The sequence below is a fragment of the Devosia rhodophyticola genome (genome assembly GCF_028816475.1).
Taxonomy (GTDB): domain Bacteria; phylum Pseudomonadota; class Alphaproteobacteria; order Rhizobiales; family Devosiaceae; genus Devosia; species Devosia rhodophyticola.
On the sequence record NZ_CP118247.1, the window covers coordinates 1,787,656 to 1,807,299 of the forward strand.

Genomic DNA, 19,644 nt, shown 5'->3' on the forward strand with positions numbered 1-19,644 from the left:
CTTGTCTGCTCTTAGCGCTAATCGAATTACATGCACAACTTTCCATCGCATCTACTCTCGGGCTACTCCAACTTCATGGCCGGGCGCTATGAACGTGAAGAGGGGCGTTACAAAGAACTGGCCAGTCATGGGCAAAGCCCCACGACGATGATTATCGCGTGCTGCGATAGTCGTTCGGCACCCGAAACCATTTTCGACGCAGGGCCCGGCGAATTGTTCGTACTGCGTAATGTGGCAAACCTCGTGCCCACCTATCAGCCAGATCTCGGCCCAGCACGGCACCTCGGCGGCGATTGAGTTCGCGGTCAAAGCGCTCAACATCGAAAATGTCGTCATCATGGGACATGGCCGCTGCGGTGGCATTCGCGCGGCGCTCGATCCGAATGCGGCACCGTTGGATGCTGGTGACTTCATTGGCAAATGGATGGCGATGCTGGGGCCGGTTTCGGCACAGGTCAGCGACAACAAGCTGATGACCCAGAGTGAGCGCCAGACCGCGCTGGAGCGCATTTCGATCCGTAACTCCATCACCAATTTGCGCACCTTCCCCTATGTACGTGCGCTTGAGGATGAGGGAAAGCTGGCGGTACATGGCGCCTGGTTCGATATTTCGACCGGCGAGCTCTGGATCATGGATGGTGACAGCGGCGATTTCGTACGCCCTGAGGCGTGAAGTAATTCAGGTTCTATTGACCAAGTGGGTCAAAGCGGGTCGCCGTAGCAATTAATCACGGGTTCGTGATCAAGGATATAGTGCTTCCATTGCGCCCCGATTCCCGCCGCCGCATGGTTGAACCTGCACGTTACCATTTCTGCCACAATCGCGGTCGCAGTATTTCCCTGTTGCTGGTTAGATTCAAAAAAACCTTATATTTCGGTAGTTTAGCCGCCTCAATATAGCCCTGATATTTCCCCGGGCCCGTCCATATTGCGGCGTTGAGGCACCACAAAGTCCGGTTAGCTATTGTTGCACGGGCCGCAGCAAGTGGCGCGTCGGCACCGGGATGACCCGGCGCTGCTATTCTCCCAATCTGGAGCACTTCTTATGAAAAAGATCATCCTCTCCTCGATCGTTGTTCTTGGCCTTTCCACAGCAGCCTTTGCCCAGGCCGGCACCGACATCACGGCTCTTGATACCGATGGCAATGGTGAGTTGAGCCTTGCTGAAGTGCAGGCAACCATGCCTGACGTGACTGCCGAGCAGTTTGCTGCCGCCGATTTGGACGCCAATGGTGAACTGTCCGCCACCGAATATGCGACCCTGACCGAAGCGCCAGCTCAATAAGCGTTTCGTTCCGTTGGAGGGCCGCCCGCGACAGGGTGGCCTTTCACGCCCCAGGCGCTAGCGGCATATGCCGCGCCTTGGCCCGCAACAGGGTCACCATCAATCCCGACAATACCAGCAAACCGCCCACAATTTCGGGCGGTTTTATTTGCTCGCCCAGAACGAGATAACCCGAGATTATACCGGTAATGGGCACCAACAAAGTAAAAGGGGCCACGACGGAGGCTGGATGCTGGCCGAGCAGCCAACTCCAGATCGAGGCACCGAGCAGGGTTGCCGGATAGGCCAGAAAAGCAATCAGCGTGGCGTCGCTCCAGTCAAACTGGCTTATTGCCGTTCCAATCGCTGCCGGACCCTCGATAAGAAACGACAGGCAGAGCAACGGAATTGGCGCCACCAGCACCCCCCAAACCGTATAGGACAGGGCGTTGACCTTCCCCACTTTCTTGGTGATCACATTGGCAAGCCCCCAGGAGAAGGCTGCCAGAAGCGTCATCACCAGCGGCAGCCATGATGCGCCGCCCAGACGATCAGCGGCAATGACAGCAATGCCGGAAAACGCAATGACCGCGCCGATGATCTGAAAACGGCCAGGGCGCTCTCCCAGGATCAGGAAGGCCAACCCCATGGTGAAAAACGCCTGTACCTGCAACACCAGCGAGGCCAGGCCTGCTGGCATGCCCCAAGCCATCGCCAAATTGAGAAAACCATAGAGCGCTACCCCGAACGCAAGACCGAAACCGACAACATAGGGCCAGGGGGCATTGGGCGGTTTGATGAGCAAGACGGCGGGGATGGCCGCCAGCAGAAACCGCAATGCGGCGGCCAGCAAGGGTGGCAGCGCATCGACGCTTAGTTTGATGACGACAAAATTGAAGCCCCAGATGGCGACCACCATCAGCGCCAATGCAATATGGCGTATCGGCATCAGCTGATCGTCACGGCCCGGCGCTTGTTCAGCAAGCGCGGGCCAAAGACATTGATCACCAGACCGACAAAAATCATGGCGCTGCCAATGAATTCGGCACGGCTGAAGGTTTCGCCCAGAAATATATAGGCGGCGGCAAAGCCGACAATCGGCACCAATAGCGAAAACGGCGCGACGGTGCTGGCCGGGTGACGGCCAAAAAGAATGGCCCAGCCGCCATAGCCCATCAGGGTTGATCCATAAGCAATAAATAAAACCGAGCCTAGCGCCAGTGGGCTTAATTGGGTAACGGCGACAAAGTCCTGAGGACCGTTAAAAATCATGGCCAACACCAGCATCGGGATGGGGGGGATCAGGGCAGCCCAAACGACGAACCCCAGCATGTCGACCTTTCCGGCGCGCTTGCTGATGATATTGGAAATGCTCCAGAAGGTGGAGGCGATTAAAGTCATGATCAATGGGATCATCACGGCGCTGCCGATATAGTCGGCGCCAATTGCTGCCAATCCTGCCAGCGCCAACAGCGCCCCACCAATCTGCAATTTGTTGGGGCGATCACCGAGCAGGAGAATGGCAAGGCCAGTGGTGATGAAAACCTGCAATTGCATGACAAGGCTGGCCAACCCCGCAGGCATGCCCATCTCCATGGCGGAAAACAGAAAGCTGAACTGCAGCACGCCCACGGTGGTGCCATAAATGATCAGAAGTCGCCAACTGACGGCGGGGCGCGGGATGAAGAATATGGCGGGTAAAACGCAGCCGATATAGCGCAGAGCCGTCAGCATGAACGGCGAAATCTCGGCGACGCTCCACTTCATGGCCACGAAATTGAAGCCCCAGACCAAAATGACGAACAGGGCCAGGGCGATATCGCGGATGGGCATCGGACGCTTTCGGGAGCTGAATTGCCGGGCCCCATGCACGGAAGGGACGGCGGATCAATAAACTGGCGGCGGACATTAATGCCCGCCGCGTAGGATAGCCGCTCAGGCGGCCTTTTTGCTTATCAGATTGCGTTCGATCAGGGTCTCAGCGATCTGGATGGCATTGAGCGCTGCGCCTTTGCGCAGGTTGTCCGACACAATCCAGATGGCCAGGCCGTTTTCGACAGTATTGTCTTCGCGGATGCGCGAAACGAAAGTGTCATATTCGCCAACGCATTCTACCGGGGTCGCATAACCGCCCGTCTCACGCTTGTCGATTACCGAAATGCCGGGTGCGTCGCGCAGGGCGTCGCGTGCTTCATCAGGCGAGATGGAGTTTTCAAACTCGATATTGACCGCTTCGGCATGACCCACAAATACCGGCACCCGTACGGCGGTGCAGGTCACCTTGATCTTGGGATCGAGAATTTTCTTGGTTTCGGCCAGAACCTTCCACTCTTCCTTGGTGTAGCCGTCCTCCATGAACACATCGATGTGCGGGATGACGTTGAAGGCGATTTGCTTGGGGAACTTGCCGGGGGTCGCACTATCGTTGACGAAAATGCCCTTGGTCTGGTTCCAAAGCTCGTCAACGCCTTCCTTGCCGGCGCCCGAAACCGACTGATAGGTCGACACTACGATGCGTTTGATTTTGGCCAGATCATGCAGCGGCTTGAGCGCGACAACCAGTTGGGCGGTCGAACAATTGGGATTGGCAATGATATTTTGCCGATTGGTGCGCACCATATAGGCATCAAGCGTTGCCCCGTTTACCTCGGGCACGATCAGGGGCACGTCGGAATGATAACGCCAGAAACTGGAATTATCGATAACCATGATGCCCATGGCACCCAGCTTGGGCGCCCACTTCCTGGAGATATCGGATCCGGCCGACATGATGGCGAAATCAACGCCGGTAAAATCAAAATTATCAAGGTTCTTGGCCTTGAGAACCTTATCACCAAAGCTGAGCTCGCGACCCGTTGAGCGGGACGAGGCCAAGGCGATGACTTCATTGGCCGGGAACTTGCGCTCGGCCAGAATATTGAGAACTTCCCGGCCCACATTGCCTGTGGCACCGATTACTGCGACGCGATAGCCCATATTGGAACTCCAGTCCCTTACCAGTTTCCGCTCCCGCGCGATCCTTGTGATCGCGGCCCATCCGGGTTCAACCTCTCCCCGTCGGGAGACGACCCGGGGAAAAGCGTCAGGTGGTTTTGGTAGTTTTGGTGGTAGGCGCAGGTTCACGCCACTGGGCGTTGAGCCCGGTGCTTGCCAGTTCGGCGATGGTGAACAGATTGCGCATGATATTTCTGCTGATTGAAAGCCACGCCTTTCTACGCGCAACAGCTCAAAAGTCAATGAAATTGGCTTCACATTAGCGCTCAAACACGCACGTCGGCCGATCCAGCCTCACCAAGTGTTGGCATGGCAGGCCGATTGGATTAGAGCAGGGCCTTGTTTCATCCTGATCGGCCCGGCATTCATGGCGCACTATGACGTAATCATTCTTGGCGCCGGTGCTGCTGGCATGATGGCCGCCATTGAGGCGGGTAAACGCGGGCGTTCGGTCATGGTGGTGGATCACGCCAAATTTCCGGGCGAAAAGATCCGGATTTCGGGCGGCGGGCGCTGCAACTTTACCAATACCAACACTCAGCGAGATCGCTTTTTATCACACAACCCGCGCTTTGCCCTGTCGGCTCTGTCGCGATACACGCCGACCGATTTCATCGCCATGGTCAAACGGCATGGCATTGCCTTTCACGAAAAAACTCTCGGCCAGCTGTTTTGTGACAGCAACGCCCAGCAAATTATTTCGATGTTGACCACCGAAATGCGTGCGGTTGGCGTCAAGCTGGCGCTCTCCACCAGCGTTGTTTCAGTCAACAAGACCGTCAATGGATTTGGGGTAGCCCTGTCCGACAGCAATGCCACCTGCGACAGCCTGATCGTGGCCACCGGCGGCAAGTCGATTCCCAAAATGGGTGCCACCAGCTTTGGTTATCAGATGGCCAGCCAATTTGGCCTGCGGCTGGTTGAAACCCGTCCGGCTTTGGTGCCGCTGACCTTTGAAGAAGGGGCGTTGGAGCGGCTGAAACCGCTGGCGGGGATCGCAACGGACGTAACAGTCAGCCATGGCAAGACGCGGTTTGACGAGGCACTGCTGTTTACCCATCGCGGTCTTTCAGGGCCGGCGATCCTGCAGATTTCATCGTTCTGGCGCGAAGGCGACGAAATTTGCATCGACCTTTTGCCGGACAGCGACGTCATGGCGTTGCTGCGCGAGGCGCGGGCGAAATCTCCAAAGCTGCAGATACAGACCGTCGTCAGTGCGTGGTTACCCAAAAAGCTGGCGCAGCTCTTGGGCGAAGATCTGGAAATGCCCGGGATGATCGGGGATTTTTCCGACAAGAAGCTGGCCGTGGTCGCCGATGCTTTGACCAGTTGGACGCTCAAGCCGGTGGGGTCTGAGGGCTATCGCACAGCCGAAGTAACCCTGGGAGGCGTTGACACGCGCGATCTGGACGCCAAGACCATGGCGGCACGGGCGGTGCCGGGCCTATATTTCATCGGCGAAGTGGTCGATGTGACAGGCTGGCTGGGGGGCTATAATTTTCAGTGGGCGTGGGCCTCGGGTTGGGCTGCGGGGCAGGTCGCCTAGAATCGAAACCCGATGCGAAGGCCGACATTGGTCACCCCGTCGTTGGGCGTGCCGCACAGTCCGCCGTCGCTATAGTGCTCGACCGTGCCGATGATCGAGGCACCGGGCAGAACATTGACACCGACACTGGCGGCGGCGCGCGCCACCGCTACGCAACCAAACCGTGGCGGCGCCGGTGTTGTGCTGGTGGCGAAGGGGGTGCCGTGGGCAGCACCGCCCAGACTTGCTTCGATAAAAACCGGTAGCAGAGGCAGTTGGGCAGTCAGGCTCAGACCGGCGTAGGCAAAACTATCCTCACCCTTGAAATTGAGCGTGGCACCAATGTGCGGACGCAATTCTGCAACAACCAGAATGTTGGACAGATCGCCCAGCGAAAACAGCAGTTCGACATTGGCGTCGCTGATGCGCTGCGGATCGAGTAGGGCATTGGTGCCGTTGCCAACATCGTGGGACAGGATACCGGTACGCACTTCGGGTAGGATGTCGACCTGCGCATGCGCCATGCCCAGCCCGGCCGAGAGCCAGACCAGAACCACCAATATTCGCGCCGCCAGGCCCATTTGCATTCCCTTTTGTTGAGGGGAAAACCATGGACGTGGTGAGAACTTGGTTCAAGAAGTGCTTAAAATTGCACTTAACCGGGGGTTACCACTTAAAATTTATGGCCGAAACGAACGCCGACATTGGATAGACCGGCATTGGCGCTGCACAATTCCCAATTGGATGTGTGCTCATACTGGAGCGAGGCGGTAACTTTGTCGGAAATGTTCCAGCCCAGCCCATAGCGCTCGTAGAAATTGACGCGGCAGCCAAAATTCTTGCGGCCAGCCGGGGCCCCGGTCAGATAGCCATTGTGGGCCGCCGCCCCAAAGCTACCCTCAAGAAACAGCGGCGTGTCAAACAGCGGCAACTGCCAGGTCAAGCTCAAATGGGCGATGCTGTCCTGTCCGGCAAAATTGATGGTGGTGCCGATTTCGGGACGCGGTGAGCCGATCCAGCGAAAGACATCAACGTCCGGCGAAACGAACAGCACATCAAAGCTGAGGTCATTGACGTGGCCGAGGTCAAAATTCTGAATATCGGAGGGCAGCAAGGCATAATGAGCGTTGTGGGCCGCAAAGCCGATACGCAATTCATCCACCACACCGCTAAGCGGATTGGGATCGAGCAAGTCCTGCGCCAACGCCGGAGTTGCCAGCGACAGTGCGCCGATGATTGCCAGTCCAAATTTGCTTATCAAAGTGCCAGCCAATCCATACGCATGTGCTCAATGGTACTAACCTCAAGTCTTGATGCCGAGTCAATGCTCGGGGCATCAATCATGCTGACATGAAAAAGCCCCCGCCGTTGGGGCGAGGGCTCAAGTATGGCGTGTCGCCCAGCTTACTTGGGGAGCAGAACCTTATTGACGACATGGATGACGCCATTGGACTGGTTGACGTCGGAAATGGTGATCTTGGCAGCGTTGCCGCTTTCATCAACGACATAAAGGACCGAGCCAAGCTTGGTGAACTGCAGGCGGTCGCCCGACAGCGTCTTGAGCGTAAAGCCCTTGGGGTTGGCTTCCGCTTTGGCCAAAAGATCAGCGTCCGAATATTTGCCGGAAATGACGTGGGCGGTCAGGATTTTGGTCAGCATGCCCTTGTTTTCGGGCTTCAGCAATGTGTCGACCGTACCAGCGGGCAGCGCAGCGAAGGCCTCATTGGTGGGCGCAAAAACGGTGAACGGGCCGGGGCCGGAAAGGGCATCAACCAGGCCCGCGGCTTTGACCGCTGCGACCAGGGTTGTGTGGTCCTTGGAATTGACGGCATTTTCGATGATGTTCATGTTGTCAAACATTGGTGCACCACCGACGCGAACCGACATTTGCGCCATGGCTGCAGTGCTGGTTGTGGCTAAGAGGGCGGCGACGGCGATGGCCTTGATGGAAATGTGCATTGGTTCTCTCCCTGAGATCTCATGTTGAAGTCAGCTGGAGGTACGAGCACTCATCACATTAAGTTTCACTGGCTGAAATTTTTTGGTGCGGCGATTTCATCGGTAGTTGACGATAATGACTTGACCTTTGGCACCAAAGTGACGATCTGCGCGCCATGACCCAATTAATTCCGCTTTCCCTGCAAGACCTCGCCCCCGTTTCCGAAGGCACCAGCACTGAGTCCGCATTGCAGCAAACCGTGGCGTTGGCGCAGTTGGCCGACCACCTTGGCTATGAGCGCGTCTGGTATGCCGAGCATCACGGCATGCCCTCGATTGCTTCTTCGTCGCCAGAAGTGCTCATTGCCAGCGCGGCGGCGCGCACCAGGGCCATTCATGTTGGCTCGGGCGGAGTGATGCTCCCCAATCATGTTCCGCTCAGGGTGGTTGAGACCTATAGAACTCTTGCCGGGCTTTATCCGAACCGGATTGATCTGGGCATCGGTCGCGCCGGGGGCAGCGACGGGCGGACACTCCAGGCACTTCGCTCCTACGGCGGCGAGCATTTTTCCGAGCAGTTGGGCGAAATGCTGGCGTTTGACAATGATGATTTTGGGCCTGAACATCCATTTTCACGGGTGCAGGTAACGCCGTCGGGTGTACAATTGCCGCCGATCTGGCTGTTGGGTTCGTCCGGCGCCAGCGCTAGCGCTGCGGGCAGTCTGGGCGCGGGCTATGCCTTTGCGGCCCATTTCAGTCATGCCCCGGCAGCGCCTGCGTTCGAAGCCTATCGCTATGCGTTTCGGGCCAATGCACTTTTTCCAAAGCCTCACGCCATGTTGTGCGTTTCAGTTGTATGTGCGCCGACCGACGAAGAAGCGCAGTTCCTGTCGGGTTCACAGGCGCTTAACTGGGCCTTGTTTCACTCGGGACAGATCCGCAGGCTGGTATCGCCCGAAGCGGCTGCCGCCCACGAATACAGCCAGAAAGAGCGCGACATCATCACCCAGCAAAGCGCCCTGTGGATCATTGGCAGCCCTGAGACGGTGCGCGAAAAGATCATGGCCAAAGTGGCCGAAACCGGCGCTGACGAAGTGATGATCACCACTACCATGCATAGTTATGAGTTGCGCCAGCGCTCCTATCGCCTGTTGGCCGACGCGTTTGGACTGACGTCAAGGGTGTTTTAGTTCAGAAGTTCTGGCCGGTTAAGCGCTGCCCACTGCAACAGCATGATGGTCTTGGCGTCGATGATGTCGCCAGACTGGATCATTTCCAGCGCCTCGGCAAAGCCCAGTTCGACAATTTCGATGTCCTCGCCCTCCTCAGCCAGTCCGCCGCCGGTACCCTCTTGCGTCTGATCATCATAGTGGCCAACAAACAGCGACAGTTTTTCGGTCAATGAGCCAGGGCTCATATAAGCATCATAAAGATGGACAACCCCGGTCGGGCGGTGGCCGGTTTCCTCGATGGCCTCGCGAATGATGGCGCTGGTGGGATCATCATCATCGAGCAGGCCCGCGCATGCTTCGAGCATCCATCCCGAATCACCCGAAGCATGGACCGGATAGCGGAACTGGCGTGTCAGCAGCACGTGAGCAGTTGCCGGATTTATCAGCAGCATGGCAGCGGCGTGGCCGTGGTCATATGATCTGCGGCTGTGATGCTGCCACTTGCCGTCGCGGCGAAGAATATCATATTCGGCCCGGGTCAGTGTTGCCCAGGCTTTCGACAGGGTCTCAACCGCAAGGTTTTTTATGCGTTGCGCCATTCAAATACCGTCCAGTCGCTTGTGTAGCGGGTGTATGGGCAAGTTTGGCACGCAATTCCAGCCCCAATCATTGGCCCTCTGATGCCAAAGTTTATGGCTTTTGCGTGTTTTGTGGCTTTGACGTGAGCGCTTGCCGGGTCTAGAAGTCTCGAACAATTCCAAACTGCAGCGGCCTGTTGCCGCGTGACAGCGAGGCCACATGGCAGTCCGACCCCGTCCTTTATCCCCGCATCTTCAAATCTATCGCTGGACCATTACCATGGCGATGTCGATATTTCATCGCGCCACCGGCATTGCACTTTATGCCGGTACGTTACTGCTGGTGATCTGGCTGGCGGCGGCTGCGATTGGCGAGGGGGCATTTGCCAGCGTCAATGCCCTTTACGGGAGTTGGTTCGGCCAGCTTGTGTTGTTCGGCTACACTTGGGCATTGTTTCATCACATGCTGGGTGGGCTGCGCCATTTCCTCTGGGACAATATCATCGGCATGGAGCCGGGTGAGCGCGAAAAGCTGGCCTGGGCCAATCTGATCGTCTCGATCGTGCTGACGCTCCTGGTGTGGCTAATCTTTGTGTGGGTAGGGTAATGCGCGAAAAAGTAATAACCACTCAGACTATCGCCGATCCAAAAACCAGCTATGGCGACGGCAAGGCCGCTTCGCGCCATTTCATTGCCCAGCGCTGGACCGGGGCGGTCAATGTGCTGCTTGTAGGCTTTCTGGTTTGGATGGTGGTGCGGCTGGCGGGGGCCGACCGGGCCGAAATGATCAGCGTCGTTGGTAATCCGATTGCTGGCATCATTCTGGCGGTGCTGCTGGTGGTGGCGTTGGTGCACATGCGCATCGGCATGGTCGAGATCGTTGAGGATTATGTTCAGGATCCGCGCACCAATCGCTTGAGCCTGATGCTCAATACCCTGTTTTGCCTCGGGGTCGGGCTGATCGGGGTTATCGCAATATTGAAACTGGTAATCTGGGGTTAGCGGGCAATGGCATCTGCATACGAAATCATCGACCACGAATTCGATGTGGTGGTTGTTGGTGCCGGCGGCGCTGGCCTTCGCGCGACGCTTGGCATGGCCGAGCAGGGTTTTAATACCGCCTGCATCACCAAGGTTTTCCCGACGCGCTCACATACGGTCGCGGCACAGGGCGGTATTGCCGCCTCGCTCTCCAATATGGGCCCCGATAATTGGCAGTGGCATATGTACGATACTGTCAAGGGATCGGACTGGCTTGGCGACAATGACGCCATGGAATATCTGGCCCGTCAGGCACCAGCCGCCATTTATGAGCTTGAACATTACGGGGTGCCGTTTTCGCGCACCGAAGAAGGCAATATCTATCAACGCCCATTTGGCGGGCACATGACCGAATTTGGCGATGGCCCGCCGGTGCAGCGCACCTGTGCTGCGGCGGACCGGACTGGCCACGCAATCCTGCACACGCTTTATGGCCAGTCGTTGCGCAACAATGCGCAGTTCTTCATCGAATATTTCGCGCTCGATTTGATCATGGGCGATGATGGTGCCTGTGAGGGCGTGATTGCCTGGAAGCTCGATGATGGCACGATGCATCGCTTCCGCGCCAAGAGCACGGTTCTGGCAACCGGCGGCTATGGTCGCTCATTCTTTTCGGCGACTTCGGCCCACACTTGCACCGGTGATGGCAATGGCATGGTAGCCCGCGCTGGTCTGCCGCTTCAGGACATGGAATTTGTCCAGTTCCACCCCACCGGCATCTATGGTGCTGGCGTTCTGATTACCGAGGGCGCGCGCGGAGAAGGCGGGTATCTGACCAATTCCGAAGGCGAACGCTTTATGGAGCGCTATGCGCCCAATGCCAAGGATCTGGCCAGCCGTGACGTGGTTAGCCGCTGTATGACGCTGGAAATTCGCGAAGGGCGCGGCGTTGGTCCTAAAAAGGATCATATATTTCTGCATCTGGATCATCTGGATCCAAAAGTGCTGCATCAGCGCCTGCCGGGGATTACCGAATCGGCCAAGATTTTTGCTGGCGTCGATCTGACGCGCGAGCCGATCCCGGTGCTGCCGACGGTCCATTACAATATGGGCGGTATTCCTGCCAATTATCATGGCGAAGTGCTCAACCCGACCGATGCTGAACCGGACCGGATCGTGCCGGGTCTGATGGCTGTGGGCGAAGCGGCGTGTGCTTCGGTGCATGGCGCCAATCGACTGGGTTCCAATTCGTTGACCGATCTTGTGGTCTTTGGCCGCGCCGCCGCGTTGCGCGCCGGGGAAGTCATTGATCGTTCCGCGCCAATTCCAGCGATCAACAAAGCGCAGGACGACAAGATCATGGCGCGGTTTGATCGTTTGCGGAACGCCAACGGTTCCAAACCGACGGCTGAGTTGCGCGATGCAATGCAGCACACGATGCAGGAAGACGCCGCCGTTTTCCGCACCGGGGAAACGCTGCAGTCGGGCGTCGCGCGGATGAGCGAAATTTATGGGCGACTGCCCGACGTCAAGGTGACCGACCGGTCGCTGATCTGGAATACCGATTTGGTGGAAACGCTGGAACTGGAAAACCTGATGGCTAATGCCATGGTCACAGTGGTTTCGGCCGAAGCGCGGCACGAAAGCCGTGGTGCCCACGCCCGCGAGGACTTCCCCGACCGCGATGATGTGGCGTGGCGCAAGCATTCGTTAAGCTGGATCGATGATGCGGGCAAGGTGCGACTGGGTTATCGGCCAGTCCATGTTGATCCCCTGACCCCGCACAGCGATGGCGGCATCGACCTCAAGAAGATTGCGCCGAAAGTGCGCGTTTACTGATGGGATCGAGCGCCGGATATTCTGGCACGCCGCTGGCACAAAAGCTGGGGCTCAGGGATGGGCAGCGCGTGCTGTTCATTGATCTGCCAACGGCGCAGCGTGAACTGATCGGATCGCGCAATTTTCTGGACGTTGCGCAGATCGAGGTTGATCAGTTCGGGCGTGACTGGTCCGGTTTTGATGTCATAGTTCTGTTCACGTCGGCGCGCGCCGTGCTCGAAAAGCTGGCCCGGCCGATGATGGATGCCATTGCGCGCAATGGCATGGTCTGGATTTCATGGCCCAAAAAGGCAGCAAAGATTGCTACCGACATTACCGAAGACGTCATTCGTTCTGTGGTTTTGCCGTTGGGTCTGGTCGACGTCAAAGTCTGCGCTGTTGACGATGTGTGGTCGGGATTAAAATTGATGATCCGCAAGGAGCTGCGATGAAACCGGGGGGTTGGTCGGTAATGGCACTAGGGGGCCTTGTGGCCAGTTTTCTGGTGCTCCCGGTTTTGGCGGCGCCGCCAAGTGCAGCGCAAAAGACTGAATTTCATTCGGTCTGCATGGGCATTGCCCATAATGAAACACTGTGCAGTTGCAAGGCAGAAGCAACGCCCCGCCTGATCGACAGCGATTTCATGGCGGTGGTTATTGCCTCAATGAAGGGCAAGACGCTCGATCCGAAATATGCCGTGGCCTACAATACCTACGTCGCCAAATCGAACCAGATCTGCAAGCCGAACTACTAAGCTTTAGAATAAGGAACGCCGGATATGGTTGAGCTGCTGCTCCCAAAAAATTCTCGCCCCGCCAAAGGCAAGACATGGCCAAAACCTGCGGGCGCCAAGTCGCTGCGCGAATATCACATCTATCGCTATGATCCGGACAGCGATGCCAATCCGCGGATCGACACCTATTTCGTTGATACCAGCGATTGCGGGCCGATGATTCTGGACGGGTTGTTGTGGATCAAGAACAAAGTCGATCCGACCCTGACGCTGCGCCGCTCCTGCCGCGAGGGCATCTGTGGATCGTGCTCGATGAATATCAATGGGCTCAATACCTTGGCCTGCACCAAGGGCATGGATGACTCGACCGGCGCGATCAAGATCTATCCCTTGCCGCACATGCCGGTGGTCAAGGATTTAGTGCCGGATCTTTCCAATTTTTATGCCCAGCACCGCGCCATCGAGCCATGGCTGCAAACGACTTCGGAAACACCCAAGACCGAGTGGAAACAATCAATCGAGGAGCGGAGCAAACTGGACGGGCTCTATGAGTGTATCCTGTGCGCCTGTTGCTCGACGTCGTGCCCGAGCTATTGGTGGAATGGGGAAAAATATCTTGGTCCGGCGGCACTGCTGCAGGCCTATCGCTGGCTGATCGACAGTCGTGACGAAACCACGCAGGCCCGGCTCGATGATCTTGAAGACCCCTTCAAACTCTATCGCTGCCACACGATCATGAATTGTGCCAAGGTGTGCCCCAAGGGCCTCAATCCGGCCAAAGCCATTGCCGAGATCAAGAAGATGATGGTCGAACGCAAGGTCGCCTGATAGTTTTAAGCGCAATGCCGTGATCAACCGAGGGTGCCGTCATGTTTGAGATCATCGCCCAGGTTGAGGACCCGTCGATGGCGCGGGTGCTGATCACCGCCCTTCGCGCCCACGGCTTTCATCCGCTCGAGAGTGGCGATGGCGGCCTGCCCGGCGTTGGTGCTGTCTTCGGCAAAGGCGGGGTGCCAATTCAGGTTCCCGAAGAAGAAGTGCGCGACGCACGGATGCTCGCCGATGATCTATTACGCGAAATGTTGGGCTGACTGGCCAACAAGCCAATGATTGATTGCAACAATTCTGCGTTCCAGACATTGCACCCCCACGGTTGCCACAATACTATAGTTGATAGTTCACTCGATTGCGGCGATTGAACCGGGACGGGGCTTTGGCTATAAACCCCGACGTTTATTTTTTGTTAAGCCTTATGGCAGGAGCACGCCAATGACGGATTGGACACGCGGATCATTCTCCGTTGCAGGATTTGCGGCGATGGCGGTAGTGTTGGCAGGATGCTCGACGGCCCAGCCCCCGGTCAATACTTTGCCAGCGCCACAGCGCTTGCCAGCGGTCGCCAATTCAACCGTTGCAACGCAGTCCCTGCCGGCGATTGGCACAAGTGCGGCTCCCGCACCGGGATTGTCGGGCCAGCCGGTACTGGGCGGGGTTTCAACCACCCCCACGCAGACAGCGAGCGCCAATGACAGTTCATTTGTCAGCCTTGATCCGCTGGCTGCAAGTTCGGGTGGCGTTAGCGCTGGTCCGGAAGGCGTTTGGACCGTGGTTTCCGGTGTTTCGCGTTGTCGGCTCAATCTGCCGATGACCACCAAGACCGGCACCAGCAAATTCCGGGCGTCTGCACCGGGTTGCGCCATGCCGGGTCTGACTAATGTTGCGTCCTGGCAGCAGGTGGGTAATCAGGTCCAGATATTTGACGAAAACAATAATATGGTCGCAGCAGTTGCCCAGAACGGTGGCGGTTATATCGGCACCACATCGGGTGGCCAGGGAATTTCAATGACCCGTTAAAGTCGGACTGCTAAGGAGGGGCATTCGTGCCCCTTTTTTGTGCAGCGCTTCCTGATGATTTCCGAACCTTTGACAGTTCCCGGCGACGGACTGGTCAGCGTGGCCTATGCCGCCCTGATCGAGCGTGGGGCCCTGCACCGTGATCCAGCCCAACTCGAAGCTGCCGGATTGCTCGACGACATTGCGCGGGCGCTTGAAAAAAATCCGCGGAACGTGGGGTTTCTGGCACGCTTGTTTGATGCGCCTGCCAAGGTGACGGGTGCGTATCTGCATGGTGATGTCGGGCGCGGCAAGACCATGCTGATGGATCTGTTCTATTCGAGCGTTGCCGAGCCTCGCAAGCGGCGCGTGCATTTTCACCAGTTCATGGACGAGATCCATGTCGGCATTGCGCAGTTTCGCAAAAAAGCCAAGGCACGAGGCGATGACAGCGACCCGATAGCGGCCGTCGTGAAGCCGATCATCAAGACATCGCGGCTGTTATGCCTTGACGAATTTCATGTGCACGACATCACTAATGCCATGCTTTTGCAGCGCCTGTTCGAGCAATTGTTTGCCAATGGTGTTGTGCTGGTGGCGACGTCCAACGTCGCGCCGGACGGCCTCTACAAGGATGGTCTGAACCGGCACTTGTTCCTGCCGTTCATCGAACTGCTCAAGGCCAATACAACAGTGGCGGCGCTCCCGGCGGCGCGCGACTATCGGCGTGAAAAATTTGTCGGTCAGAAAGTTTACGCCATTGGCGAGGGCGACGCCGCGCGGGCGCGGATGGACAAGCTCTGGACACGGGTGACGGGTGGCGTCGAGGCCAGGCCCACCAGCGTTGAAAGTCTTGGACGACAAATTCACGTGCCGCTGGCGGCAATGGGTGCGGCGCGATTTGATTTTGCCGATCTTTGCGAAAAGCCTTTGGGGGTGCGTGACTATGTGCGCCTGGCCCATGCGTTTGACACCATCCTGATTGATGATGTGCCCCAGTTCAGCCGGGTGCGCACCGATGCGGCCAAGCGGTTTATCCTTTTGATCGACAACCTTTATGATCGTGGCGTCAAGCTGGGTGCCAGTTTTGCGGTGCCGATCGAGGCGTTGGGGCAGGATGACAAGACCCGTTTCGAATTTGCCCGCACGGCGTCGCGATTGATGGAAATGAGTTCTGATGAATATCTGGCGCAGGCGCTGCGTGACACGGGGCCGCCGGAGGCATGATATTTCGGCAAGCCCCCATGACCAATCGGGTATGCGCTTTAGACGAACGGTTCACTTGCCTCATTAAAGGTCAGGGCGTAAGAAACTGGCCAAATTCAACATAGTCGGAGATGGATGCTTATGGCGCGCAAAAAGATTGCTCTCATCGGATCTGGACAGATCGGTGGAACTCTGGCCCATCTAGCGGCCCTCAAGGACCTCGGCGATGTCGTTCTGTTCGACATTGTTGACGGGGTGCCGCAGGGCAAAGCGCTGGATTTGAGCCAGTCTGCACCAGTCGAAGGGTTCGACGGCAAGATTACCGGCACGTCCGAATACAAGGATCTGGCGGGCGCCGATGTGATCATCGTTACAGCGGGCGTTCCCCGCAAGCCCGGCATGAGTCGCGATGATCTGCTCGAAATCAACCTCAAGGTCATGGGCCAGGTTGGTGCCGGCATCGCCAAATATGCGCCGAACGCCTTCGTTATCTGCATTACCAACCCGCTCGATGCAATGGTCTGGGCGCTGCAGAAATTCTCTGGCCTGCCGTCCAACAAGGTAATCGGCATGGCCGGCGTGCTCGACAGCTCGCGCTTCTGCCATTTCATTGCCGACGAGCTCAATGTGTCGATTGAAGACGTCAACGCGTTCGTTATGGGTGGGCACGGCGACACCATGGTGCCATTGCCGCGCTATTCGACAGTTGCCGGCATTCCGTTGACTGATATCGTCAAGATGGGCTGGATGAGTAAGGACAAGCTCGACGAGATCATCCAGCGCACCCGCGATGGCGGTGCTGAAATCGTTGGTTTGCTCAAGACTGGATCGGCGTTTTATGCGCCCGCCGCCTCGGCCATTTCGATGGCGGAAAGCTATCTCAAGGACAAAAAGCGGGTGTTGCCTGCTGCAGCGTTCCTTTCGGGTGAATATGGGGTCAGGGACACTTATGTCGGCGTGCCGGTAGTGATCGGCGCCGATGGGGTCGAAAAAGTCATCGAAATCTCACTCAACTCTGCTGAACAGAAGGCGTTTGATAAGTCAGTGTCGGCGGTTGAGGGGTTGATCGAGGCGTGCAAGAAAATAGCGCCGGCGCTGGCCTAGCACATAAATAAAGCCGCCCTCGGAAACGGGGCGGCTTTTGACTAAAGGGGCACGCACATTGCGAAGCCTCGCACAATCAAATTTACCCCGGTCCATCATGCGGCTGGGTGCCAGAGCACTCAAATGAGTGCCGCACGGAAGGGCTAGACATGAATATCCACGAACATCAGGCCAAGGCGCTGCTTAAATCGTTTGGCGCCCCGGTTGCCGAAGGCGTTGCGATCTATTCCGCCGACGAGGCGGCGGACGCTGCCAGGTCACTGCCGGGACCGCTCTATGTGGTCAAGAGCCAGATCCACGCCGGGGGGCGCGGCAAGGGCAAGTTCAAGGAATTGGGTGCCGAGGCCAAGGGCGGCGTGCGCCTGGCCAAGAGCATTGATGATGTCGTGGCCCATGCCAGGGAAATGCTGGGCAATACGCTGGTGACCAAGCAGACCGGCCCGGCTGGCAAGCAGGTCAATCGCCTCTATATCGAAGATGGCGCCGACATTGCGCGCGAGCTTTACCTTTCGCTGTTGGTGGATCGCACCACCGGGCGTGTCGCTTTCGTCGTTTCGACCGAGGGGGGCATGGATATCGAGGCGGTTGCCGAGGAAACCCCTGACAAGATCATTTCGCTTTCGATTGACCCCGATGCCGGGGTGACTGCGTCCGATGTCAAAACCCTTTCCGACGCGCTGGCACTGACCGGTGAGGCGCGCAACGATGCGACCAAGCTTTTCCCAGTTCTCTATAAGGCCTTCACCGAAACCGACATGAGTCTGTTGGAAGTTAATCCGCTGATCGTCATGGATAATGGCCGGTTGCGGGTGCTCGATGCCAAGGTGTCGTTCGACAATAATGCGGCGTTCCGTCATGCCGATCTGGCCCCGCTGCGCGACATGAGCGAAGAAGACGAGAAAGAAATCGAAGCGTCAAAATTCGACCTCGCTTACGTGGCGCTCGATGGCAATATCGGCTGCATGGTCAATGGTGCGGGGCTGGCGATGTCGACCATGGACATCATCAAGCTTTATGGCGCAGAACCCGCCAACTTTCTCGACGTTGGCGGTGGCGCGACGACGGAAAAAGTTACAGCCGCCTTCAAGATCATTACGGCCGATCCAGCGGTTGAAGGCATTCTGGTCAATATCTTTGGCGGCATCATGCGCTGCGACGTGATTGCGGAGGGTGTGATTGCGGCGGTCAAGGAAGTCGGTCTCAAGGTGCCGCTAGTGGTGCGCCTTGAAGGTACCCGCGTCAAAGAGGGCAAAGAAATCCTCGACAAGTCCGGCCTTAACGTGATTTCGGCCGACGATCTGGATGACGCTGCACAAAAATCGTGACAGCCGTCAAGAACGCCTGATCGTCCATTTCCTTTCGGCAAGCCAAATCAGAGGCCTTCCATGTCCATTCTCGTCAATAAAGATACCAAAGTTCTTGTCCAGGGGCTGACCGGCAAGACCGGCACGTTCCACACCGAACAGGCGCTGGCCTATTATGGCACCCAGATGGTGGGTGGCACTCATCCCAAAAAGGGTGGCCAGACCTGGACTAGCGGGCTCGACGGTTCCGCTTCCCTGCCAATTTTTACAACCGTTGCCGAAGGGCGCGACAAGACTGGCGCCAATGCCTCGGTGATCTATGTGCCACCAGCCGGCGCTGCCGCTGCCATTCTTGAAGCTATCGAGGCCGAGATCGAGTTGATCGTGTGCATCACCGAGGGTGTGCCGGTGCTCGATATGGTCAAGGTCAAGCGGGCCTTGGAAAAGTCCAACTCGCGGCTATTGGGGCCGAATTGCCCCGGTGTTCTGACCCCGGAAGAATGCAAGATCGGCATCATGCCGGGTTCGATCTTTTCCAAGGGCTCGGTGGGTATTGTTTCGCGGTCGGGCACGCTTACCTATGAAGCAGTGTTTCAGACCACCAACGAGGGTTTGGGCCAGACCACGGCCGTCGGCATTGGCGGCGACCCGGTCAAGGGCACCGAATTTATCGATATGCTGGAAATGTTTTTGGCCGACGATGCAACGAAATCTATCATCATGATCGGTGAAATCGGCGGTTCGGCTGAAGAAGATGCAGCCCAGTTCCTGATCGATGAAGCCAAGAAGGGTCGCAAAAAGCCGATGGCCGGGTTCATTGCGGGCCTGACCGCGCCCAAGGGGCGCACAATGGGTCATGCTGGCGCCGTAATTTCAGGCGGTAAGGGCGGAGCCGAAGACAAGATCGCAGCGATGGAAGCAGCAGGGATCAAAGTTTCAAAGTCGCCTGCGCGTATCGGCAAGACCCTGACCGAAGTGCTCAAGGGTTAAACTTTGGTAGCTGGGGTTTTGGGTATGGGGCTATGGTACGCCAAAACTGCGGCGGCGATCACGATTGAGCGATAAGCGGCGCCTTGCGAGGCGCCGCGGGATTTAACAGGATACTAAGGATAACCAACCATTATTGATCAACTTTGATGGTGACATGTGCGGCTGGCGATGCCAGCCCGATGAAAAGGATGGCGGGGCGTGCGC

General features: G+C 57.3%; 21 protein-coding genes and 2 pseudogenes. 16 read left to right on the top strand and 7 right to left on the bottom strand.

Annotation, left to right across the window (positions count from 1 at the left end; translation table 11 throughout):
* Positions 1-30: 30 nt before the first annotated feature.
* Both PSQ90_RS08800 and PSQ90_RS08805 read left to right on the top strand, forming a co-directional pair.
* Positions 31-673 (top strand): annotated as a pseudogene (locus PSQ90_RS08800) (carbonic anhydrase).
* A 372-nt stretch (positions 674-1,045) separates the two neighbouring features.
* Positions 1,046-1,285, top strand: coding sequence for an EF-hand domain-containing protein (locus PSQ90_RS08805; RefSeq protein WP_282209967.1), 240 nt, complete (start codon positions 1,046-1,048; stop codon positions 1,283-1,285).
* A gap of 43 nt (positions 1,286-1,328) precedes the next feature.
* On the opposite strand, the gene PSQ90_RS08810 is transcribed toward PSQ90_RS08805, so the two are convergent.
* The 3 genes from PSQ90_RS08810 to PSQ90_RS08820 form a co-directional block, all read right to left on the bottom strand.
* Positions 1,329-2,213 (bottom strand): EamA family transporter, encoded by an 885-nt coding sequence (locus PSQ90_RS08810; RefSeq protein ID WP_282209968.1) that lies wholly within the window; start codon positions 2,211-2,213, stop codon positions 1,329-1,331.
* Positions 2,213-3,097 (bottom strand): EamA family transporter, encoded by an 885-nt coding sequence (locus PSQ90_RS08815; RefSeq protein WP_282209969.1) that lies wholly within the window; start codon positions 3,095-3,097, stop codon positions 2,213-2,215. The genes PSQ90_RS08810 and PSQ90_RS08815 overlap by 1 nt, the downstream gene beginning before the upstream one ends.
* 102 nt (positions 3,098-3,199) lie before the next feature.
* Positions 3,200-4,240, bottom strand: coding sequence for an aspartate-semialdehyde dehydrogenase (locus PSQ90_RS08820; protein ID WP_282209970.1), 1,041 nt, complete (start codon positions 4,238-4,240; stop codon positions 3,200-3,202).
* 385 nt (positions 4,241-4,625) lie between these two features.
* Here PSQ90_RS08820 and PSQ90_RS08825 point away from each other — a divergent pair, with 385 nt between their 5' ends.
* A complete protein-coding gene (locus tag PSQ90_RS08825; protein WP_282209971.1) occupies positions 4,626-5,804 on the top strand; it encodes a BaiN/RdsA family NAD(P)/FAD-dependent oxidoreductase in 1,179 nt (392 codons plus the stop codon).
* Here the strand turns inward: PSQ90_RS08825 and PSQ90_RS08830 are convergent.
* From PSQ90_RS08830 to PSQ90_RS08840, 3 genes are all read right to left on the bottom strand, one after another.
* Entirely contained in the window at positions 5,801-6,364 is a 564-nt protein-coding gene (locus tag PSQ90_RS08830) for an acyloxyacyl hydrolase (protein WP_282209972.1), read from the bottom strand. The two genes, PSQ90_RS08825 and PSQ90_RS08830, sit on opposite strands and share 4 nt — an antisense overlap.
* Before the next feature lie 92 nt (positions 6,365-6,456).
* A complete protein-coding gene (locus tag PSQ90_RS08835) occupies positions 6,457-7,044 on the bottom strand; it encodes an acyloxyacyl hydrolase (RefSeq protein WP_282209973.1) in 588 nt (195 codons plus the stop codon).
* A gap of 143 nt (positions 7,045-7,187) precedes the next feature.
* On the bottom strand, positions 7,188-7,742 hold the full coding sequence (locus PSQ90_RS08840; protein ID WP_282209974.1) for a fasciclin domain-containing protein: 555 nt from the start codon (positions 7,740-7,742) through the stop codon (positions 7,188-7,190).
* Positions 7,743-7,897: 155 nt separating this feature from the next.
* Between PSQ90_RS08840 and PSQ90_RS08845 the strand changes: the two genes are divergently transcribed.
* On the top strand, positions 7,898-8,911 hold the full coding sequence (locus PSQ90_RS08845) for an LLM class flavin-dependent oxidoreductase (protein ID WP_282209975.1): 1,014 nt from the start codon (positions 7,898-7,900) through the stop codon (positions 8,909-8,911).
* Here the strand turns inward: PSQ90_RS08845 and PSQ90_RS08850 are convergent.
* The gene (locus PSQ90_RS08850) at positions 8,908-9,492 is read right to left on the bottom strand and encodes an NUDIX domain-containing protein (protein ID WP_282209976.1); all 585 of its coding nucleotides are present in this window, start codon (positions 9,490-9,492) and stop codon (positions 8,908-8,910) included. The genes PSQ90_RS08845 and PSQ90_RS08850 overlap by 4 nt on opposite strands.
* 199 nt (positions 9,493-9,691) lie before the next feature.
* On the opposite strand from PSQ90_RS08850, the gene sdhC reads away from it, so the two are divergent.
* From sdhC to sucD, 12 genes and pseudogenes are all read left to right on the top strand, one after another.
* Entirely contained in the window at positions 9,692-10,078 is a 387-nt protein-coding gene (sdhC, locus tag PSQ90_RS08855; RefSeq protein ID WP_282209977.1) for a succinate dehydrogenase, cytochrome b556 subunit, read from the top strand.
* Positions 10,078-10,473 carry a succinate dehydrogenase, hydrophobic membrane anchor protein gene (sdhD, locus tag PSQ90_RS08860; protein ID WP_282209978.1) on the top strand — a complete coding sequence of 132 codons (396 nt, stop codon included), beginning with the start codon at positions 10,078-10,080 and terminating at the stop codon, positions 10,471-10,473. Before sdhC ends, sdhD begins: the two co-directional genes overlap by 1 nt.
* 6 nt (positions 10,474-10,479) lie before the next feature.
* Positions 10,480-12,291 (top strand): succinate dehydrogenase flavoprotein subunit, encoded by a 1,812-nt coding sequence (gene sdhA, locus PSQ90_RS08865; RefSeq protein ID WP_282209979.1) that lies wholly within the window; start codon positions 10,480-10,482, stop codon positions 12,289-12,291.
* A complete protein-coding gene (locus PSQ90_RS08870; RefSeq protein WP_282209980.1) occupies positions 12,291-12,722 on the top strand; it encodes a DUF3052 domain-containing protein in 432 nt (143 codons plus the stop codon). The genes sdhA and PSQ90_RS08870 overlap by 1 nt, the downstream gene beginning before the upstream one ends.
* Complete coding sequence (locus tag PSQ90_RS08875) at positions 12,719-13,024, top strand: hypothetical protein (protein ID WP_282209981.1); 306 nt, start codon at positions 12,719-12,721, stop codon at positions 13,022-13,024. Before PSQ90_RS08870 ends, PSQ90_RS08875 begins: the two co-directional genes overlap by 4 nt.
* 24 nt (positions 13,025-13,048) lie before the next feature.
* Positions 13,049-13,831, top strand: a complete 783-nt coding sequence (locus PSQ90_RS08880) for a succinate dehydrogenase iron-sulfur subunit (RefSeq protein ID WP_282209982.1) — start codon at positions 13,049-13,051, stop codon at positions 13,829-13,831.
* Between the two features lie 41 nt (positions 13,832-13,872).
* Positions 13,873-14,094 (top strand): hypothetical protein, encoded by a 222-nt coding sequence (locus PSQ90_RS08885; RefSeq protein WP_282209983.1) that lies wholly within the window; start codon positions 13,873-13,875, stop codon positions 14,092-14,094.
* Positions 14,095-14,272: 178 nt separating this feature from the next.
* On the top strand, positions 14,273-14,857 hold the full coding sequence (locus tag PSQ90_RS08890) for an AprI/Inh family metalloprotease inhibitor (protein WP_282209984.1): 585 nt from the start codon (positions 14,273-14,275) through the stop codon (positions 14,855-14,857).
* A gap of 54 nt (positions 14,858-14,911) precedes the next feature.
* A complete protein-coding gene (gene zapE, locus PSQ90_RS08895; protein WP_282209985.1) occupies positions 14,912-16,063 on the top strand; it encodes a cell division protein ZapE in 1,152 nt (383 codons plus the stop codon).
* Between the two features lie 120 nt (positions 16,064-16,183).
* Positions 16,184-17,146, top strand: a complete 963-nt coding sequence (mdh, locus tag PSQ90_RS08900) for a malate dehydrogenase (protein WP_282209986.1) — start codon at positions 16,184-16,186, stop codon at positions 17,144-17,146.
* Positions 17,147-17,295: 149 nt separating this feature from the next.
* A pseudogene (gene sucC, locus PSQ90_RS08905) lies at positions 17,296-18,491 on the top strand (ADP-forming succinate--CoA ligase subunit beta).
* A 40-nt stretch (positions 18,492-18,531) separates the two neighbouring features.
* A complete protein-coding gene (gene sucD, locus PSQ90_RS08910) occupies positions 18,532-19,440 on the top strand; it encodes a succinate--CoA ligase subunit alpha (RefSeq protein WP_282209987.1) in 909 nt (302 codons plus the stop codon).
* Positions 19,441-19,644 lie beyond the last annotated feature (204 nt).

What these genes read in the sequence shown, in the direction of transcription:
- PSQ90_RS08805 (WP_282209967.1), top strand. Translation starts at nt 1,046, where the DNA reads ATGAAAAAGATCATCCTCTCCTCGATCGTTGTTCTTGGCCTTTCCACA.
- PSQ90_RS08810 (WP_282209968.1), bottom strand. Translation starts at nt 2,213, where the DNA reads ATGCCGATACGCCATATTGCATTGGCGCTGATGGTGGTCGCCATCTGG.
- PSQ90_RS08815 (WP_282209969.1), bottom strand. Translation starts at nt 3,097, where the DNA reads ATGCCCATCCGCGATATCGCCCTGGCCCTGTTCGTCATTTTGGTCTGG.
- PSQ90_RS08820 (WP_282209970.1), bottom strand. Translation starts at nt 4,240, where the DNA reads ATGGGCTATCGCGTCGCAGTAATCGGTGCCACAGGCAATGTGGGCCGG.
- PSQ90_RS08825 (WP_282209971.1), top strand. Translation starts at nt 4,626, where the DNA reads ATGGCGCACTATGACGTAATCATTCTTGGCGCCGGTGCTGCTGGCATG.
- PSQ90_RS08830 (WP_282209972.1), bottom strand. Translation starts at nt 6,364, where the DNA reads ATGGGCCTGGCGGCGCGAATATTGGTGGTTCTGGTCTGGCTCTCGGCC.
- PSQ90_RS08840 (WP_282209974.1), bottom strand. Translation starts at nt 7,742, where the DNA reads ATGCACATTTCCATCAAGGCCATCGCCGTCGCCGCCCTCTTAGCCACA.
- PSQ90_RS08845 (WP_282209975.1), top strand. Translation starts at nt 7,898, where the DNA reads ATGACCCAATTAATTCCGCTTTCCCTGCAAGACCTCGCCCCCGTTTCC.
- PSQ90_RS08850 (WP_282209976.1), bottom strand. Translation starts at nt 9,492, where the DNA reads ATGGCGCAACGCATAAAAAACCTTGCGGTTGAGACCCTGTCGAAAGCC.
- sdhC (WP_282209977.1), top strand. Translation starts at nt 9,692, where the DNA reads ATGGCAGTCCGACCCCGTCCTTTATCCCCGCATCTTCAAATCTATCGC.
- sdhD (WP_282209978.1), top strand. Translation starts at nt 10,078, where the DNA reads ATGCGCGAAAAAGTAATAACCACTCAGACTATCGCCGATCCAAAAACC.
- sdhA (WP_282209979.1), top strand. Translation starts at nt 10,480, where the DNA reads ATGGCATCTGCATACGAAATCATCGACCACGAATTCGATGTGGTGGTT.
- PSQ90_RS08870 (WP_282209980.1), top strand. Translation starts at nt 12,291, where the DNA reads ATGGGATCGAGCGCCGGATATTCTGGCACGCCGCTGGCACAAAAGCTG.
- PSQ90_RS08875 (WP_282209981.1), top strand. Translation starts at nt 12,719, where the DNA reads ATGAAACCGGGGGGTTGGTCGGTAATGGCACTAGGGGGCCTTGTGGCC.
- PSQ90_RS08880 (WP_282209982.1), top strand. Translation starts at nt 13,049, where the DNA reads ATGGTTGAGCTGCTGCTCCCAAAAAATTCTCGCCCCGCCAAAGGCAAG.
- PSQ90_RS08885 (WP_282209983.1), top strand. Translation starts at nt 13,873, where the DNA reads ATGTTTGAGATCATCGCCCAGGTTGAGGACCCGTCGATGGCGCGGGTG.
- PSQ90_RS08890 (WP_282209984.1), top strand. Translation starts at nt 14,273, where the DNA reads ATGACGGATTGGACACGCGGATCATTCTCCGTTGCAGGATTTGCGGCG.
- zapE (WP_282209985.1), top strand. Translation starts at nt 14,912, where the DNA reads ATGATTTCCGAACCTTTGACAGTTCCCGGCGACGGACTGGTCAGCGTG.
- mdh (WP_282209986.1), top strand. Translation starts at nt 16,184, where the DNA reads ATGGCGCGCAAAAAGATTGCTCTCATCGGATCTGGACAGATCGGTGGA.
- sucD (WP_282209987.1), top strand. Translation starts at nt 18,532, where the DNA reads ATGTCCATTCTCGTCAATAAAGATACCAAAGTTCTTGTCCAGGGGCTG.